General features: G+C 72.0%; 16 protein-coding genes. 9 read left to right on the forward strand and 7 right to left on the reverse strand.

Translation table 11 applies throughout. The annotated features are described in order from the left end of the window. Positions 1–63 precede the first annotated feature (63 nt). Both OJ962_RS04890 and OJ962_RS04895 read left to right on the forward strand, forming a co-directional pair. Positions 64–1,185: a CaiB/BaiF CoA transferase family protein gene (locus OJ962_RS04890; protein ID WP_202953693.1), complete on the forward strand. Its 1,122-nt coding sequence runs from the start codon at positions 64–66 to the stop codon at positions 1,183–1,185. Positions 1,186–1,243: 58 nt separating this feature from the next. Then, the gene (locus OJ962_RS04895) at positions 1,244–1,666 is read left to right on the forward strand and encodes a CBS domain-containing protein (protein ID WP_202953694.1); all 423 of its coding nucleotides are present in this window, start codon (positions 1,244–1,246) and stop codon (positions 1,664–1,666) included. Here the strand turns inward: OJ962_RS04895 and OJ962_RS04900 are convergent. Beyond that, complete coding sequence (locus OJ962_RS04900; RefSeq protein WP_202953695.1) at positions 1,587–2,765, reverse strand: MFS transporter; 1,179 nt, start codon at positions 2,763–2,765, stop codon at positions 1,587–1,589. The two genes, OJ962_RS04895 and OJ962_RS04900, sit on opposite strands and share 80 nt — an antisense overlap. A gap of 22 nt (positions 2,766–2,787) precedes the next feature. Between OJ962_RS04900 and OJ962_RS04905 the strand changes: the two genes are divergently transcribed. From OJ962_RS04905 to OJ962_RS04935, 7 genes are all read left to right on the forward strand, one after another. Next, complete coding sequence (locus OJ962_RS04905) at positions 2,788–4,563, forward strand: thiamine pyrophosphate-requiring protein (RefSeq protein WP_202953696.1); 1,776 nt, start codon at positions 2,788–2,790, stop codon at positions 4,561–4,563. 56 nt (positions 4,564–4,619) lie between these two features. After that, on the forward strand, positions 4,620–6,839 hold the full coding sequence (gene treS / locus OJ962_RS04910) for a maltose alpha-D-glucosyltransferase (protein WP_202953697.1): 2,220 nt from the start codon (positions 4,620–4,622) through the stop codon (positions 6,837–6,839). Positions 6,840–6,858: 19 nt separating this feature from the next. Further along, positions 6,859–8,175, forward strand: a complete 1,317-nt coding sequence (locus OJ962_RS04915) for an ATP-binding protein (RefSeq protein ID WP_202953698.1) — start codon at positions 6,859–6,861, stop codon at positions 8,173–8,175. Between the two features lie 4 nt (positions 8,176–8,179). Next, complete coding sequence (locus tag OJ962_RS04920) at positions 8,180–8,530, forward strand: hypothetical protein (RefSeq protein ID WP_202953699.1); 351 nt, start codon at positions 8,180–8,182, stop codon at positions 8,528–8,530. Between the two features lie 157 nt (positions 8,531–8,687). Beyond that, positions 8,688–10,058 (forward strand): NHL domain-containing protein, encoded by a 1,371-nt coding sequence (locus tag OJ962_RS04925; protein WP_270006218.1) that lies wholly within the window; start codon positions 8,688–8,690, stop codon positions 10,056–10,058. Next, positions 10,058–10,690 (forward strand): hypothetical protein, encoded by a 633-nt coding sequence (locus OJ962_RS04930; protein ID WP_202953701.1) that lies wholly within the window; start codon positions 10,058–10,060, stop codon positions 10,688–10,690. The genes OJ962_RS04925 and OJ962_RS04930 overlap by 1 nt, the downstream gene beginning before the upstream one ends. A 115-nt stretch (positions 10,691–10,805) precedes the next feature. Next, positions 10,806–13,598 (forward strand): amidase, encoded by a 2,793-nt coding sequence (locus tag OJ962_RS04935; RefSeq protein WP_238931341.1) that lies wholly within the window; start codon positions 10,806–10,808, stop codon positions 13,596–13,598. Here OJ962_RS04935 and OJ962_RS04940 read toward each other — a convergent pair. The 6 genes from OJ962_RS04940 to OJ962_RS04965 all read right to left on the reverse strand — a co-directional run bounded on the left by OJ962_RS04940 (position 13,595) and on the right by OJ962_RS04965 (position 18,370). After that, positions 13,595–14,656 (reverse strand): sensor histidine kinase, encoded by a 1,062-nt coding sequence (locus tag OJ962_RS04940; protein ID WP_202953702.1) that lies wholly within the window; start codon positions 14,654–14,656, stop codon positions 13,595–13,597. The genes OJ962_RS04935 and OJ962_RS04940 overlap by 4 nt on opposite strands. After that, a complete protein-coding gene (locus OJ962_RS04945; RefSeq protein ID WP_202953703.1) occupies positions 14,641–15,012 on the reverse strand; it encodes a VOC family protein in 372 nt (123 codons plus the stop codon). Before OJ962_RS04945 ends, OJ962_RS04940 begins: the two co-directional genes overlap by 16 nt. Before the next feature lie 36 nt (positions 15,013–15,048). Continuing rightward, positions 15,049–16,626, reverse strand: coding sequence for a Kelch repeat-containing protein (locus OJ962_RS04950; protein WP_202953704.1), 1,578 nt, complete (start codon positions 16,624–16,626; stop codon positions 15,049–15,051). Between the two features lie 121 nt (positions 16,627–16,747). Then, positions 16,748–17,419, reverse strand: coding sequence for a DUF6766 family protein (locus OJ962_RS04955; RefSeq protein ID WP_407697488.1), 672 nt, complete (start codon positions 17,417–17,419; stop codon positions 16,748–16,750). Positions 17,420–17,489: 70 nt separating this feature from the next. Continuing rightward, positions 17,490–17,858, reverse strand: a complete 369-nt coding sequence (locus OJ962_RS04960; protein WP_202953706.1) for a hypothetical protein — start codon at positions 17,856–17,858, stop codon at positions 17,490–17,492. Positions 17,859–17,905: 47 nt separating this feature from the next. Continuing rightward, a complete protein-coding gene (locus OJ962_RS04965) occupies positions 17,906–18,370 on the reverse strand; it encodes a hypothetical protein (RefSeq protein WP_202953707.1) in 465 nt (154 codons plus the stop codon). Between the last annotated feature and the right edge of the window lie 52 nt (positions 18,371–18,422).

The raw sequence follows: 18,422 nt of genomic DNA on the forward strand, positions 1-18,422 counted from the left end.
CGGTCGCCGGCGACACACATCGGCATCGCTCCCGCGCACACGCCCGCCCGTGAGAATGTCCCCATGGGACCTCTCCACGGCGTCAAGGTGATCGAGATCGCGAGCATCGGCCCCGGGCCGTTCGCGGCGATGCTGCTCGCGGACCTCGGCGCCGACGTGGTCCGCATCGACCGAGCGGGCGGCGCCGGCAACCCGCTCGGGGAGGGCGCGTGGAACTTCATGCACCGCGGGCGGCGCTCGGCCGCGGTGGACCTCAAGCACGCCGACGGCCGTGAGCTGATCCTGCGGCTGTGCGAGCGCACGGACGCGCTGATCGAGGGCTTCCGCCCGGGCGTCATGGAGCGGCTCGGCCTCGGGCCGGACACGGTGGCGGCGCGCAACCCGCGGCTCGTCTACGGGCGCATGACCGGCTACGGCCAGGACGGGCCGATGGCGCACGTCGCCGGCCACGACATCAACTACATCGCGATCGCGGGCGTGCTCGGCGCGATGGGGCGGACGGGGGAGCGGCCGCCGATCCCGCTCAACCTCGTCGCCGACTTCGGTGGCGGCGGGATGCTGCTCGCGCTCGGCGTCGTGAGCGCGGTGCTGGAGGCGCGCACCTCCGGGCAGGGCCAGGTCGTGGACGCCGCGATGGTCGAGGGGAGCGCGTTGCTGGCGACGATGTTCCACGCCATGCGCGCGGCCGGCCTGTGGAGCGACACACCCGGCACGAACCTGCTCGACTCGGGCGCGCCGTTCTACGAGGTCTACGCGACCAGCGACGGCGGGCACGTGGCCGTCGGAGCGCTCGAGCCGCAGTTCTACGCGACGCTGCTGCGGCTGCTGGAGCTCGAGGACATGCCCCAGTGGGAGCGGGCGCGCTGGCCCGAGTACAAGCAGCGCTTCGCCGCCGTGTTCGCCACCCGTACGCGGGACGAGTGGGCGGCGCGGCTGGAAGGCGAGGACGCGTGCGCGACCGCCGTGCTCGCCCTCCACGAGGCGCCGCACCATCCCCACAACGTCGCCCGCGGCACGTTCACCGACTTCGGCCCCGCACCGGCGCCGCGCTTCTCCCGCACCCCTGCGGCGATCTCACGTCCCCCCGCCGAACCCGGCGCCGACACCGATGCCGTCCTCGCCGACTGGGGCATCGAGGACGTCGCCGCCCTGCGCGCTGCCGGCGCCGTCAGCGGGCCGGGGTGAGTACGAAACCTGGCGTGGGTGGGTATCCCGAGAGGTGCAAGCGACCCTGGGAGGAACCATGGCCAAGACCGCACGCGAGGTCATGTCGGGCGGCGCCGAGTGCATCGGCGAGAACGACACGGTGCTCGACGCCGCCAAGCGGCTCGCGGAGCTCGACGTCGGCGCGATGCCGATCTGCGGGGAGGACAACCGCCTGAAGGGCATGCTGACCGACCGCGACATCGTGGTGAAGGTGCTCGCCCAGGGCAAGGACCCCGCGTCCACGAAGGCGGGCGAGCTCGGCGAGGGCAAGCCGGTCACGATCGGCGCCGACGACTCCGTCGACGAGGCGCTCAAGACGATGTCGCAGCACGCCGTCCGCCGGCTCCCCGTGATCGACGGGCACGACCTGATCGGGATCGTCAGCCAGGCCGACCTCGCCAAGAACATCGACGAGGAGAAGGTCGGCGACCTGGTCGAGGCGATTTCCGCGGCTCCGTAAGCCGTCCGGCGGCGACCAGCGCGGCGCCCACCAGCACCAACAGGCCGAGCGCGAGTGACAGGCTGCTCGCCTCGGCCAGCGCGCCGATCAGCGGCGGACCCGTGAACGAGCCGAGGTAGCCGACGGTCGTCACAGCGGCGATCGCGACCCCGGGCGGGACGCCGGCGGAAGCCGGCGCGGCGCCCAGGATGGTGGGCGCGAGCGGCGCCAGGCCGAGCCCGAGGAGCGCCCAGCCGGTGAGGCTCAGCACCGCGCTCGGCGCGACGATCGCGACCAGCGCGCCGACGGCGGCGACCGCGCCGCCGAGCTGGACCACACGCGCGCGGCCGAGGCGCTCCACCAGCGCGTCGCCCGGCAGGCGGCCGAGCGCGAGCGCGAAGGCGAATACGGTGAACGCCGCGGCCGCGAGCCCCGCGGACGCCTCCCGCACCTCGCGCATGTGCACCGCGCTCCAGTTGAACGCGGCGCCGTCGAGCAGGAACGCGCAGAACGCGAGGGCGCCGAGCGCCAGCAGGCGCCCGCTGGGCCGGGCGAACGCGCGGCCCTCGAGGCGCTTCTCGCGCACGAGGAACCGCGTGGCGAGCAGCGCCGCGGCCATGCCGGCGGCGGCGATCGCCGCGAAGTGCCACTCGACGCCGATGCCGGCGGCCGCGGCCGCCGTACCCACCAGCCCGCCGAGCGCGAGCCCGAGCGGGTGGCCGGCGTGCAGGCGCGACAGCACGGGCCGCGCCAGGCGCCGCTCGAGCTCGACGCCCTGCGCGTTCATGGCCACATCGACGATGCTCGTGGCGCAGGCCATCACGCCCAGCGCCAGCGCGAGCGCGCCCAGCCCGGGCGCCACGGCGGTCGCGAACAGCGCGGGCGGGAAGACGGCGAAGCCGCTCCGCAGCGCCGACGGGCTTCCGATGCGCGCGGTCAGCCAGCCGCCGAGCGGGAGCCCGATGACCGCGCCGCCTTCGAGCCCGAGCACCGCCAGCCCGAACTCGCCCGAGGACAGCGACAGCTCGTCCTTGATCGCCGGGATCCGCGTCGCCCAGGCGGCGTAAACCCAGCCGACGGCGAAGAAGATCAGCGTGGTGGCGATGCGCGCGCCGCGCACACTTGTGGGTAGTTCCCACTCAATGGCAGAAACAGTGGGCGCGCACATCCTCGAGCGGCTGCACGGGCACGGCGTCCGGCTCGTCTACGGCTATCCCGGCGACGGCATCAACGGCATCCTGGGCGCATTCCACGACGCCGAGCTGGAGTTCGTGCAGGCCGCGCACGAGGAGCTGAGCGCGTTCATGGCGACCGCGCACGCGAAGTTCTCCGGCGACGTCGGCGTCTGCCTCGCGACCAGCGGCCCGGGCGCGATCCACCTGCTCAACGGCCTCTATGACGCCAAGCTCGACCACCAGCCCGTGGTCGCGATCGTCGGCCAGCAGAAGACGATCTCGCTCGGCTCCAACTACCAGCAGGAAGTGGACCTGCAGACGCTGTTCAAGGACGTCGCGAGCGAGTACGTGCAGACGGTGATGGCGCCCGCGCAGGTCACGCACGTGATCGACCGCGCGGTGCAGATCGCCCGCGCGACGCGCTCGGTGACCGCCGTGATCATCCCGTCTGACATCCAGGAGGAGGCCTACGAGGCGCCCCCGCGCGAGCACGGCGCGACGTTCTCCGGCGGCTCGGTGCCGCGCCCGCGCGTGCTCCCGCAGCGCGAGGACCTCCAGCGCGCGGCCGAGGTCCTCAACGCCGGCGAGCGCGTCGCGGTGCTCGTGGGCGCGGGCGCGCGGGAGGCGGCGCAGGAGCTCGAGGAGCTGGCCGAGCTCCTCGGTGCGGGCGTGGCGAAGGCACTCAACGGCAAGGACGTGCTCCCGGACGACCTCCCGTACGTGACGGGCTCGATCGGCCTGCTCGGCACCAAGCCCAGCGACGTGCTGATGCAGGAGTGCGACACGCTGCTGATGGTGGGCTCGAGCTTCCCGTACAGCGAGTGGCTGCCCGAGCCGGGCCAGGCGCGCGGCGTGCAGATCGACCTCGACGCCACGCGGCTCGGCATCCGCTACCCGATGGAGGTCAACCTCGCGGGCGACGCGCGCGACACGCTGCGCGAGCTGCTGCCGCTGCTGCGGCGCAAGGAGAACCGCGGCTTCCAGGAGCGGATCATGGACGAGGGCGAGCGCTGGCAGCGCATCCTCGACGACCAGGCCGAGCAGTCGGCGAACCCGCTGAACCCGCTGAAGGTCTTCCACGAGCTCAGCCCGCGGCTGCCGGACGGGGCGATCGTGACCGCCGACAGCGGCTCCTCGACGAACTGGTACGCGCGCCACCTGCGCTTTCGGCGCGGCATGCGCGGCGCGCTGTCGGGCACGCTGGCCACGATGGGGCCGGCGCTCCCGTACGCGCTCGCGGCCAAGTTCGTCCATCCCGACCGGCCCGTGATCGCGGTCGAGGGCGACGGCGCGATGCAGATGAACGGCATCAACGCGCTCATCGACGTGGCCAAGCACCGCCACCGCTGGACGGACCCGCGCTTCGTCGTGCTCGTGCTCAACAACCGCGACCTCAACCAGGTCACGTGGGAGCAGCGCGTGCTCGTCGGCGACGCGAAGCTGGAGGCGTCCCAGGTGGTCCCGGACTTCCCGTACGCGCGCTACGCCGAGCTGCTCGGCTTCAAGGGCATCCGGGTCGACGCGCCCGAGCAGGTCGGCGCAGCGTGGGACGCGGCGCTGGCGGCCGACGTGCCGGTGGTGCTGGAGGCCGTGACCGATCCTGAGGTCCCGCCGCTGCCGCCGCACATCACGTTCGAGCAGGCCAAGAACCTCGCGAGCGCGCTCGCCGCGGGCGACCCGGCGCGCCGCCAGATCGTCCGTCAGGCCCTGAAGGGCAAACTGCAGGAGTTCATCAACCGTTGAGTGGGCACCACGCCTCCAACGCCATGTCGACCGGTGAGTTCCAAGCCTTGCACCACGTGAAGCCAGACCCCGAGGGGGATCCGGGCGACCAGCCCACCCAGGAGCATCAGGCTCCGGAGATCACCTTCGACGAGCAGTTCTATCCGGCGCGCCCCAAGCGCTTCCGGCCCTCCGCGCGGCGCTCGCTGTGGCGCCGGCGCGCGGATCGCCGGGGCGACGAGGAGATGGCCGACAACCGCGAGTACGTCGAGTGGCTCGTCGAGGAGTCGATGCTCCACGACGCCAACCGGCTCGCCTCGCAGCTGTCGGGCTCGGGCAGCATGTGGCAGAACCCGTTCGCGCACCCGGACCCGCGCGCGGCCGTCGAGCGCGCGTCGGTGTGGTTCACGGCCTACCCGCTGAGCTTCGTCACCGGTCGCGGCGAGTCGTATCTGTCCGCGCTCGCCGACCGCCGCCTGTGGGAGGCGTTCCGCTGGATCGGCATCGAAGGCGTCCACACCGGGCCGGTCAAGCTCGCCGGCGGCCTCAACGGGCGGCGCCTGACGCCGTCGATCGACGGCCACTTCGACCGCATCTCGATGAACGTGGACCCGGAGTTCGGAACCGAGGAGGAGTTCCGGATGCTGTGCGCCACGGCCACCGAGTACGAGGGCACGGTGATCGACGACATCGTGCCGGGCCACACCGGCAAGGGCGCGGACTTCCGGCTGGCCGAGATGGCCTACCAGGACTATCCGGGCATCTACCACATGGTCTCGATCGCGCCCGAGGACTGGGAGCTGCTGCCGGAGGTACCCGAGGGACGCGACAGCGTCAACCTCGACGCCGACACCGAGGCCGTCCTCGAGCGCCGCGGGTACATCATCGGCCGCCTTCAGCGCGTGATCTTCTTCGAGCCCGGGATCAAGGAGACCAACTGGTCGGTCACGCGCTGCGTGAAGGGCGTCGACGGCGTCCAGCGGCGCTGGGTCTACCTGCACTACTTCAAGGAGGGCCAGCCGTCCATCAATTGGCTGGACCCGAGCTTCTCCGGCATGCGGCTGGTGATCGGCGACGCGCTGCACGCGCTCGCCGACCTCGGCGCGGGCGGGCTGCGCCTGGACGCCAACGGCTTCCTCGGCGCCGAGAAGAGCGCGGAGGAGGAGCCGGCGTGGTCGGAGGGCCATCCGTTGTCGGAGGCCGCCAACCACTTCATCGCGTCGATGATCCGCAAGATGGGCGGGTTCTCCTTCCAGGAGCTCAACCTGTCGATGGACGACATCAAGGTGATGGGCGAGTCGGGCGCCGACCTGTCCTACGACTTCGTCAACCGGCCCGCCTACCACCACGCGCTGGTCACCGGCGACACCGAGTTCCTGCGCCTTACGCTGCGGATGGCGCTGGACATGGGCATCGATCCCGCGTCGCTGGTGCACGCGCTCCAGAACCACGACGAGCTCACGCACGAGCTCGTGCACTTCTCCACCGTTCACCGCGACGATCTGTTCACGTGGCGTGGGGAACAGGTGCGCGGTGAGGACCTCGCCGAGGAGGTCCGCCAGACGCTCAATACGCGGCTGACGGGCGTGAAGGCGCCGTACAACCGCACGTTCACGACCAACGGCATCGCGTGCACGACCGCGACGGTGATCGCGGCGACGCTCGGCATCCGCGACATCGGGCTGATCACGCCGGAGGAGCGCGAACGCATCAAGGACGTGCACCTGCTGCTGGCGATGTTCAACGCGCTGCAGCCGGGCGTGTTCGCGTTGAGCGGCTGGGACCTGGCCGGGATGCTGACCGTGGACGCGGCGGACGTCGCCGACCTGATCGCCGACGGCGACACGCGCTGGCTCAACCGCGGCGCGCACGACCTGCGCGGGGTGGACGAGCCGTCCACCGAGGGCCGCATGCCGGCCGGCCGTTCGCTGTACGGGACGCTGTCCGAGCAGCTCGCCGACCAGAACTCGTTCGCGTCGGGGCTGCGCCGGATCCTGGAGGTGCGGGCTCGCTATGGGATCGCGATCGCGAAGCAGATCGACGTGCCGGACGTGTCCAACAAGGCCGAGCTGGTCATGGTCCACGAGCTCACCGACGGCAACCTGCAGATCACGGCGCTGAACTTCTCGGGCGAGGAGATCACCGGGTCCGTGCGCAGCGAGCACCTCCCGCCGGGCGCACAGCTGACGGGCATGTTCGACGACGCCGACCTGGGCACCGTCGACGACCTGCGCTCCTTCAGCCTCACGCTCGGTCCGTACGCCGGCCGCTCGATACTGGTGACCCCGGCCGGCTGACTTCATAGAATCCGCGCCGATGCAAGCGTCGGCGGCCCGTGAGGACTGGGAGCTGCCCGCTGAGCCGGCAAGCGTCACGCTGGCCCGGGGCCGTGTGCGGGAGTTCGCCGAGGAGAACGGCGCCTCGGCCGCGGACGTCATCGATCTCACGCTCGCGGTGACCGAGGCGGTCACCAACTCGGTCATCCACGCCTTCATCGACCGCGAGCCGGGCCGTGTGCGCGTGACCGTGAGCACCGCGGAGAACGAGCTGACCGTCGTGGTGACCGACAACGGGCGCGGGATGCAGCCGCGCGCCGACAGCCCGGGGCTCGGCCTCGGGCTGCCGACGATCGGCCGGCTCGCCGCGCAGGTGGACCTGCGCGAGGCGCCCGGGGGCGGCACCGAGCTCTCGATGACGTTCGCGACGCCCGGCGTGCGCGGGCCCGCCCGCGGCGGACGCGTGAGCGTGCGCGAGTCCGAGCTGCTGAGCGCCGTGTCGCGCGTCGCGGCCGGCGCGTGGCCGGGCGAGGGAGTCGAGCGGCTCGTGGACCTGCTCGTCCCGGACGTCGCGGACGCGTGCGCGGTCGACGTGATCGGCGCCGGCGGCCAGCCGGAGCGCTTCGCGGGCCGCATCGACGGGTCCGACGAGCTGTCCGCGTGGCTGAGCCGGCTGCGGCCTCGCCCCGACGCCGCCCGCTCGGCGACCCGTGCCGCGCTGGAGGACGGGCGCCCCCACATGTCCGAGCTGACGCTGGACCTGATCGAGCGGATCACCACCACTGCGCAGGACGCCACGACGATGGCCGCCACCGGCATCCGTTGGTGGGTCGTGATCCCGCTGCGCGAAGGCGACCGGCTGCTCGGCCTGCTGCACTTCGGCCTGCTGCCCGCCCGCGGCCGTCCCTCCGACGAGCTGGTGGCGTTCTTCAACGCGCTCGGCGAGCGCGCGGCGACCGGCCTCGCCCACACCCAGCTCATCACCGAGCTCCAGCGCGCCCGCCACCGCATCGAGCGCGTGCTCGACGTGCTCGCCGAGGCCGTGATCGTCCGCGACGGCGACTCGCGCCTGGTCTACGCCAACGAGGCCGCGGGCCGCCTGTTCGGCCTCGGCGTGAGCGAGCTGCGCGATCTCTCCGGCGAGGAGGTCTTCGGGCGTGCGGAGCCGATGACCCACGTCGACGGCCGGCCGCTCGAGCTCGACGAGCTGCCGTACCGGCGCCTGCTCGCCGGGCTTGACGCGCCGCCGCTGCTGGTGCGCATGGGCGAGCGCTGGCTGCTGATCAAGACGTCGCTGCTCGACGAGGGCGAGCGGCTGGTGGTGTCCGTGATCGACGACGTCACGCACGCGAGGTGAATCCATGGCGTCCTACTCAGTCAACGAAGCCGGCGTGGCGCGAGCGCGCGAGCTGATCGACAAGCGCCAGTACGTCCTGGACTCCGACTGGGGTGACTCCCAGCCGAACGCGGACGCCCAGAACGCGTACCTCGAGAAGCACTCCTGGGACGAGTACTCGGCCTGGCACCTCGGGCTCACCGAAGGCGCCAACGACGAGACCAAGGCTCGCTACGCGTTCGTCTACGGCGACTTCCGCCGCATCCACCGCTCGGGCCTGATCGCCTGCGTGTACCGCGCGGCCGAGTGGCGCCACAAGGACGTCGAGCTGGCCGCGCACGATCTCCTACAGCACCTGGACGACGTCAGCGGGTAGCGGGCCGCCGCATGTGCCGGATTGGCGACTGTTGCCATGCGGACACGGCGCCCGCGGTCGTCGGCCATGGATCTTCACCTTGTTGACATGGCTTGTGCGCGGTGGGACGTTCGTCGTCGCGACGATGATTCCCGAAGCAGCAGCGACGATCGGAGCTTTGCTGGCCCTCACCGGGCAAGCCGCGCAGGGCGGCCCGCCGCCCGTGGCGCCGAGCCCCAACGCCTGCGTTCCCGGCACGGGCTCCCGCAACTGGTGCGGAGACGGCCGACTCGGCACCGAGGCCAAGCTCGCCGGACCGATGGACGTGGCCTCCGCGCGCGACGGTGCGCTGTACGTGGCCGACACGCTCAACAACGTCATCCGGCGCATCACGACGGACGGCGTCATCCACACGATCGCCGGCGACGCCGTCGCCGACGCGATGCAGCCCGTCGAGCCGGCGGCGACGGCCGCGTTCTCCGGTCCGCGTGGGGTCAGCGCGGCCAACGACGGGTCCGTGCTGGTGGCCGACACCGGCCACAGGGCGATCCGCCGCATCGCTGCTGACGGCACCGTGACCGTCATCCTCGGCGGACCGGGCCAGTACCAGCTGCGGCGGCCCGAGGACGTGGTCGCCCTCCCGAACGGGGCGTATCTGGTCGTGGACGGTGGTGCCAACAAGGTCCTGCGCGTCGAACCCGATGGCACCGTCCTGCGCGTCGCCGGCGTTCGCAGCGGCCGGCCGGGGTTCACCCGCCGCGTCCTGCGGGGCCCGACGTCGCCGCTGCGCGCGCCCGTGCAGGTCGCGCCGCTCGCCGGCGGCGCTCTGCTGATCGCGGACTTCGGCAACGGCTCCGTGCGCTGGTTGCGGACGGACGGCCGGTTGCAGACGCTCGCGCGCTTCACGCGTAGCCGCGCGCCCCGCGGGGTCGTAGCGTCCGGCGGCAAAGTGCTCGCGTCGTCCGCGGGCGGTGTGGTGGAGTTCACGCGCGGCAACGCCGTCACGCCCGTGGCCGGCACGGGACGGCCCGGTTTCACCGCCGACACGGGCCCTGCGCTCTCGACTCCGCTCAACTATCCCGCGCAGATGACGCTCGCCGCCGACGGCACGCTGATCATCGCCGAGCCGGGCAGCGACCGAATCCGCCGGGCACGCGTGGGCTCGCTCACGACGATCGCGGGCACGGACACGCCGCTCCCCGCGGGGGCCGCGACCGCGACCGCGAGCGTGTCCCGGGGGTGCGCCGGCTATCACCCGCGCTTCCACATCTTCGACTTCCTCCCGTTCACGGACTCGGTGATGCGGGCGACCGTGCGCCGAGTTCCCCTGAAGCTCACGACCTCTCGCGCGGCGCGCGTGGCGGTGCGGCTCGACTACGGAAGCGTCCGCAAGGCCCGCAGGCACCTGGGAACGGTGCGCAACGGCAGCCGGACGGTCGTCTTGCACGCGCGCCTCAGACGTGGGCGGGTGTATGTGGCCCGGATCGACGCCCGCTCCGTGGGCGACAACGTCACGCGCTGCGCGACGCGTCGCGTCAGAGCCGCCTGATGGAGCGCCTGATCGAGCAGAGCCCGCCGACCGCGACCAACGGCCACGGCCAGATGGAGCAGCCGCCGGGCCGGGTGCGGCGGACGTTCAGCCAGCTCAACCTCGTGGTGCTCGCCGCGCTGACGCTCGGCGGCGCGGCCGCGACGCTGCTGTTCCAGCTCGCGCCAGAGCTGGCGCCGGATCCCGGCGACAACGTCGGGGCGAACGTGAGCGTGGTGGCGCTCGAGCGCGGCGCCACCGTTCGATCGTGGATCGAGCGCAACTTCCACGGCGACCAGGAGGCGGCGGAGAAGCGCCGCTACGAACACGAGCTCGACTATCAGGGCGAGCTGATCGCCGTGCACGTGGCCGTGGACGGACACAAGCACAAGGACGTCTCGCTGCGCTACGCGATGTTCGACGCCGACACCCACGAGCCGGAGCCGTTGCCGAGTTTCGCTCGCTACCACGTCATGGACGTCAACGCTCCGAGCCAACGCTCCGTGCAGCTGATGTTCGTCCCCGACCTCAAGGACGAGGGCAAGCTGTTCGTGCGTGTGGAGCTGTCGGACGAGTCGGGGTTGCTCGCGGTCGCCGATAGCGGCACGATCGTCAGGGGCAAGATGCGGACCCGGCCCGCGCCGACCACCTGACACGCGACCGCGTGCCCAATCGGGCCGCGTCTGATTTCGACCGGCGGTCCATACAGCGGACCGCCTCCGCCGGACAGGATCGACGGCGGGTCCAATCGAACGAGAGAGGGAACTCTTGCAACGCTCTTTCAGCGCGCTGGCGATGGCCGGTGCGGTGACGCTGCTCGCGGCTGCGCCCGCGGGAGCGGTGAACACGGTCACGACGGCCAACGGCGCCAACTGGCAGATCCATGATGCGGCGCCACCGATCTTGGACAGCGGGTCGATCCGGGCGATCACCGACAATGCGTTCTACGGCTTCGGCGGCATCCGGGTCAATGTGGCGGGCATCCCCGCGAGCGACCCCACCGGGCGGCTCAACGGCGAGCTGATGCGCGGCTTCGGGCTGACCTACGACGGCGACGAGTCGTTCGCCACGACGACGCCCGTCGGGCTCGGCGGCGTGGCCATCAGCCGCACGATCAAGGTCTCCAAGCCGGGGAACTGGACGCGCTGGCTGGACACGTTCGCGAACACGACCGGCCGCGCGGTCACGGTCGACGTCACCTTCGGCGGCTCCGCGGGCCAGAACTCCGGCAGCAACCAGAGCAGGGTCACCGGCACTTCGTCCGGGGACACGGCGATCGACAACACCGACCGCTGGGTCGCGATCAACTCGCCCAACGCGTCCGGGATGAGCACGCGTGGCCCGTCCGCGGTCGTGATCGGCTCCACCACGGGCACGTCGAACTTCCAGCGCGACCCGTTCGGCGCACCGCTGCCCACGTCCGGCCTCGAGGCCAACTTCTACGGCTACCGCAACACGCTCACGCTCGCGCCGGGCGAGACCGAGTCGCTGCTGCGTTTCGTCGTCGCGGGCCGCACGGAGACGGCGCAGACGAGCGGCGCGCAGACCGCGACGGTCACGACCGCCGCGACCGGCCTCGCCGGTGCGCCGGACCTCGCCGGGCTGAGCGCGAGCGCGCTGTGCACCGTCACGAATTTCCAGCTCGCTCAGGACTGCGCGACCACGCCCGTCCCGCCGCTGCCGACGCTGCCCGAGGCCAAGCCGAAGACCACGTCCGCGGGCTATGACGTGGTCGACAAGTCGATCACGCAGCTCGTCGCGGACATGGAGTCCGGCCTGACCACGTCGCAGGAGATCACGCGCGCGTACCTGGACCGGATCGAGGCCTACGACAAGGGCCAGTTCGGCTTCCACGCGTTCATCACGGTCGCCAAGGACGCGATGGAGCAGGCCGCCGCGGCCGACGCCAAGCGCGCAGCGGGGGTCAAGGGCGACCTGCTCGGCGTACCGGTCGTGATCAAGGACCTCTACGACACCAAGGACATGCCGACCACCGACGGCTCGCTCGCGTTCGAGGGCTGGCAGCCCAAGCGCGACGCCTTCCAGGTCGCCAAGCTGCGTGAGGCCGGCGCGATCATCCTCGGCAAGGGCAACATGTCCGAGTTCGCCAACTCCGGCTCCTACAGCGAGTCCGGCTACGGCATGGTGTGGAACGCGTTCAAGCCGTCCAAGACGTCGCTCGGCTCATCCGGTGGCTCCGCCGTCGCGGTGGCGACCAGCATGGCGGCGTTCGGCATGGGCTCGCAGACCGGCGTGTCCCTGTACGCGCCGTCCACCGGCGCCTCGCTCGTCACGCTGCGCGGCACGGACGGCATCGCGTCCGGCGCGGGCGTCATGCCGCTCACCTGGCTGCAGGACTTCGCGGGCCCGATGGCGCGCACCACGTCCGACATCGCCCGCATCCTCAACGCCACGACCGGCACCGACCCGGACGACCTGTTCACGCTCCACAACAACGCGGGCGCCAAGCGCCCAGCCGACTACAAGACCGCGCTCGACGCCAACGCCCTCAAGGGCAAGCGGATCGGCTACCTGCCCGCCGCGTTCACCGGCTCGCCCAGCTACGGCCAGAGCGACGGCACGATGGAGGCGGTCACGGCGCGCTTCGCCGACATCCAGGCCGCGGGCGCGACGATGGTCGAGCTCACCACCAACCCGCCGAGCGGCCCCGCCACCGGCACGCTCACCGGCAACCGCACGGAGGAGGGCTGGCAGCAGTACTTCGACCTGCACGAGAACCCGCCGTACACGACCGCGTCGGGCATCCTGAGCTCGCCCAAGGTCCTGCCGTACAACCGCCAGACGGTCCCGGTCCGCCCGCGCATGACAGCCGAGGACATCCAGAAGGTCCTCACCGCCCGCGACGGCTACAAGGACCGCATCAAGGCCTGGATGGACGAAAACAACGTCGACGCCGTCGTCTACCCGGGCTTCCGCTCCGACGTCTACGACAACGACGGCGCCCAGACGCTCTCCAGCGACCGCAACAGCGGCGTGCTCACGTCCAACGTCGGCCTGCCGACCTTGGTCCTGCCGGTCGGCGCGAACCCGCACGGCGACCCGATCTCGATCCAGTTCGTCGGCCGCGCGTTCGACGACGCGAAAATGCTCGGCTTCGGCTACGCGCTCGAGCGCCAGCTCGGCGGCGCCGGCCACATCGCCCCGACGACCGCGCCGCGGCTCACGTTCGCCAAGGACACCACCGGCACGGTCGGCGGGACGGTCCCGGCGACGCTGAACCTCACGCTGGGCGAGCCGGCCAAGTTCCAGCCGTTCATCCCGGGCGTCGAGCAGGAGTACACGGCGTCCACGACGGCCGGCGTGATCTCCACGGCGGGTGAGGCGACGCTGACGGTGTCCGAGCCGGGCCACCTGGCCAACGGGCCGTTCAGCCTCGCGGAGCCGCTGCGCGTGGAGACGACGCCCGCGTCCTGGACCGGGCCGGTCTCCAACGCGTCGGTGGACATCACGTTCAAGCAGCTGATCAAGCGCACCGACCCGCTGCGGACGGGCACCTACAGCAAGACGCTCACGTTCACGCTGAGCACCACGACGCCCTAGAGGGGAAGCGTCGCGCTGATCGTCGTGCCGGCTCCAGGTCTGCTCGAGACCTGGAGCCGGCCGCGCAGCGCCTCGACGCGGTCACGCAGGCCGACGAGCCCTGAGCCGTCGGCGAGCGCCGCACCGCCACGACCGTCGTCGGCGACGGACAGCGCCAGCTCGTCGCCGTCGACGATCGCCGTCACGCGGATCACGGACGCCTCCGCGTGCTTGACCGCGTTCGTGATCGCCTCGGCGATCACGTAGTACGCGGCGACCTCGATCGCCTCCGGCAGCCGGCCTTCGACCACGTCGTACTCGACCGGCACGGGGGAGCGGGTCGCGAGCATGCCGACCGCGGCGTACAACCCGCGCGAGAGCGCCGCGGGATGCAGCCCGCGCGCGAGCTCGCGCAGCTCCTCGAGCGCGGCGCCGAGCTCGTCGATCACGGGGTCCAGCTCCGGTGTGTCCAGCTTGGACCGCAGCATCCGCAGCGTCAGCCGCGCCGCCACCAGCCGCTGCTGCGCGCCGTCGTGCAGGTTGCGCTCGAGCCGCTTGCGCTCGGCGTCCGCCGTGCGCACCAGCCGCTCGCGCGACTCCAGCAGCCGCTCGCGTGCATCCGCGCTCGCGAGCGCCAGAGACGCGAGCTGCGCGAACTCGGTCAGCTTCTCCTCGGCGTCGGCCGGGAGCCGTTCGCCCCCGAACGCCGCCAGCAGCAGCGCGCCCCACACCGCGTCCTCGACGATCACGGGCGTCGCCGCGCCCTCGCGCAGCCCGTGCATCTCCGTGCCCGTCCGCTCGTACTCGTCGAAGCGCGCCGGCAGCCCGGTGTTGCGCACGAGCGTGAGCGCCCCGCCCGCGCCGAGCGGGAACACCGTGCCGGCCGGGAACGCGTCCACGCTGCCCCAGCGCCCGGCGATCGTCGCGCCGCCGTCCGCGAAGCGCACGACGGCGGCGGCGCTCACGCCGCACACCTGCGCGGCCTGCTCGCTGATGGCCGCGAACACGTTCGCCGGCGACGCCCCGTGCGCGACGAGCACGGCGATGTCCCGCAGCGCGGTGGCTACTCCCCGGGCCACGGCAGGTGCGGCGGGGCCGACATGACCTCCACGCGGTGGCCGGCGGGGTCGCGCACGAACGTCCGCGGCGCGTCCCACGCGTTCGAGCCCTCGGTCAGCTCGTAGCCGGCTTCGGTGAGCGCCCGCAGGACGGCCTCGTAGTCGGGCGCGACGATCGCGACGTGCCCCTCGCGCGCGGGGCGCGACGGATCGTCGCTGGGCGCGTAGTGGATCTGCGTGCCCTCGCGCTCGACCCACGTGTAGCGGTCGCGCAGCATCGGCGGCGGGACCATCTCGGTGAACCCGAGCAGCGCCCAGAACGCGACGCAGTCGGCGACCTGGTCGGGGGCGATCTCGAGCGTGACGTGTTGCAGCACGGCGCGGAGCGTACTCCGCGCCGTGTGCGAGCGCCCTCAGCGCTTCAGCAGCGCACGGACGGAGACCTTCTGGCTCGCCAACTCGAGCTTGAAGCTCGTGGCGCGCCGCGGGAGTCGCGTGCGGGGCTTGAGCCTGACCGCCACGGTCTGGCCGGCGCGCGCGTTGAATGCCTTCGACGCGAGCATCGTCTTACCGCGCCGGAGCGTGAGCCGGTCGGCGCACGGGCCGCCCGTGCAGCGTGCGGTGACGACGACGGCGGTGCCCTTGACGCGCTGGCTGCGGATTGTCAGCCGGCCGGCTGACGTCTTCGTCGGCGTCGGGGTGGCCGTGGGCACGGGCGCGACCACCGCAGCGGGCTCCTGCGGCGCCGGGCCGGGATCGCCGATCGGTTCGGGGGTGACGATGCCGGGCACTGTCACCGCATCCGGGGTGGGCTCCGGGTCGACGGGGGTCTCAGGGCTCGGGTGCCCATAGGTGGCCTCGGCCGGGGACCACGACGCGTCGGAGCTGACCTCGGCGTCGCTGCTGGACTCGGGGTCGGGCGGGCCCACGGTCGGGACCAGCCGTTCCGCCCAGCGGCTGCTGTCTGAGCCCCCGACGGCGAGCACGCTGCCGTCCGACAGGCGCGCCGCGCTGACGTCGCCGCGCGCGACGGATAGGGAGCCCAGCGTGGTCCAGGTGTTCGTCGCCGGGTCGAAGCGCTCGGTGACCGCGGTGCCGCCGCCGAGCACGAGCGCGGAGCCGTCCGTCAGCCGCACGGAGACCGAGCCCTCCCCGTGCGCCGCGGCCATGTCGGGCGCGTCGGACCACGTGTTCGTCGCCGGGTCGTAGATCTCGGCCGAGTCAAGCGCCGGATGGGTCAGCGCGCCGGCCGCGTCGCGGTAGTGGAAGCCGCCGGAGACCAGCACGCGACCGTCGCTGAGCGTCACCGCCGTCGCGCCGACGCGCGGCACGCGCATGTCCGCGACGGGCGTCCAGCGGTTGGTCTTCGGGCTGTAGATGTCCGCGTTCGCCACCTCACGGGTGAAGCCGCCACCCGCCGCCAGCACGCGCCCGTCCTTGAGCCGCGCGACGGCGGGGTACTGGCGATACCGCAGGCTGGGACCGGTGACCCTCCACGTGTTGGTGACCGGGTTCCACGTCTCGGCCATCGCGTTGATGAAGTTGATCGCGCCGCCGACGGCCAAGACGCGGCCGTCCGCGAGCACCACGGACCGGTGACCGACCCGGGTCTGCAGGGGCGAGCCGGCGGCGGACCAGTCGCCGGTCGCGGGATCGAAGACCTCGCCTCCCTGACTCAGGTAGTAGCCGTCGTGCAGCCGTTCACCGCCGGAGACGAGCACGCGTCCGTCCGGCAGCGTGACCGCCGTCGCGGTCGCGCGCCGGTCCTGCAGCCCGTGGGCCGCCGACCAGGTCTTCGTCGCCGCGTCGTACCGTGCGGCGGCGGTGAGGGCGGCGCCGGTGCCGGTCCAGCCGCCGATCAGCAACGCGTCACCGTTCGGGAGCGCAGCGAGCGCCGCGCGTTCGAGCGGCTCGGCGATCTGGCCGGCAGGCGCCCACACATTGTCTGGCGTCTGCGCGTGGGCGGTGGCGGCAGGGACGACCAGCGCCATAGCCGCGAGAAGGAGGGTGCGTCCGTGCATGGATTGGCTGACCATTCAGTCGGGACCTGGAGCCCAGAGTTTGCCACGGTGGTGCCCGTCCACGACCTAAATGTTTTGAACTCGGCCGGGGCTATCCCTCGACTCCCGTGTCGGTGTGCTGCGCGCCGACGGGCTTGGACTCCGGTGACCCGCGCTGGCGCAGGTAGACGGCCAGCACGGCCATCGAGCCGACGGCCAGGAACTCCGACTGCCAGTTCTGCACCGTGCGGTTCCAGAAGTCCGGCGTGCCCAGGTAGGCGAGGTAGGAGATCGCGCTCTGCTGGTGCTCGAAGCGCTCGTCGTTGTAGGCGACGTGGCCCGCGATCGACTGCCCGGCCCATGCCCACAGCCAGATGAAGCCCATCAGCAGCAGCAGCGAGTTGGAGTAGATCACCGTGCGCAGACCGCCGACGCGCGCCCACTTCGGGGAGTCGGGCTCGGCGTGCTCGCCGATCTTCTGCTCGCGCTCGGACTCGCGGCCGCCCTTGCCCGGCTCCTTGGACTCGGGCGAGCCGCGCTGGATCAGCCACACGGTCCCGAGGATGAACAGGAAGAACTGCAGGTACTCGGACTGCCAGTTCTCGAGCACGTCGACGGCGAACGAGGAGGAGCGCACGTAGCGCCAGAGCGTGATCGGGTCGCCGTGGTGGGCGACCTGGTCGGCGTTGAAGTCGGCGAGCCCGACGAACGCCTGCGCGATCAGCGTGCCGAGGAAGAGCGCGCCGAAGGCCAGCGTCAGGCTGTTGCGCCTCACAAAGCCCAAAGCCCGAGCGCCGTGAAGTAGATCAGCCCCGCGAAGATCACCACGAGGTAGAGGACGAACATCGTGCGCATCAGGCCTCGGCCTCGCAGTCGAACGGCTCGTCGTCCGGCGCGCGCGAGCACCCGGCGGCGGAGATCCGCCAGCCCGCCCGCGTCCACTCGAGGAAGTAGCGCTCGCCGCCGCGCAACTGCACCTGGGCGCTGATGCCATAGACCCGCGTGCGGTCCACGGCCGCAGGATCGACCTCGAGGTCCGTGACCGCCTCGGGGCAGGAGCGCGTGGCCGCGATCGACTCGGCCGCGGCCCGCGACAGCTGCGCACACGCGAGCTCGCCGTCGCCGGCCTCGACCGCGGCCAGGAACCGCTCGGTCACCGCGCCCACGGTGCGCTCGTCGTCGCCGCGCCCGCATCCGGCGAGCGCGACGACCACGGCAAGCATCAACCAACGCACTCCGGATCGTTACCCGACCCGCATGCGAAACCCTTCTAGCCGATGATGATCTCGGCGGCCTGACCGATCCGCTTGGACGCCGTGCGCATGTTCTTGAGCGCCTGCCGGGCCTTGCGGACACCCGAGTTGCCGCCGTTGGCGAGCGCCTGATTGATGCCCTTCTGCAAGCGGCGGATGCCCTTGTTGTAGAGGGCGAGCGCCTCGAGCATCCGGTCCTTGGCCGCGCCGATCGGCGCGGTGTCCGGCTGCTCGGCGGCCAGCGCGGTCTGCCACTGCGTCACCGAGGCGGCCTGGCGACCGGCCGCGGCCTTGGCCTTGCGCAGATCCCGGCGCGAGTCCAGGTTCCGCATCGCCTTCAGGAAGCGCTTGTCCTCCTTGATCTGTCGCTGCGCGTGCGTGATGACGACCTCACGGATCGACGCGTCGCTGGCCTGCGCGGCCGGCGCGCCGCCCAACAGCACCGCGATCAGCAGCACACCACACAGAACACCCTTCGGCATTGCAAGAACCTCCCTGTAAAAGAATCCGCAAATCCGAGTACCCCGGCGAGGC

Source organism: Solirubrobacter deserti (genome assembly GCF_027587175.1).
GTDB lineage: Bacteria > Actinomycetota > Thermoleophilia > Solirubrobacterales > Solirubrobacteraceae > Solirubrobacter > Solirubrobacter deserti.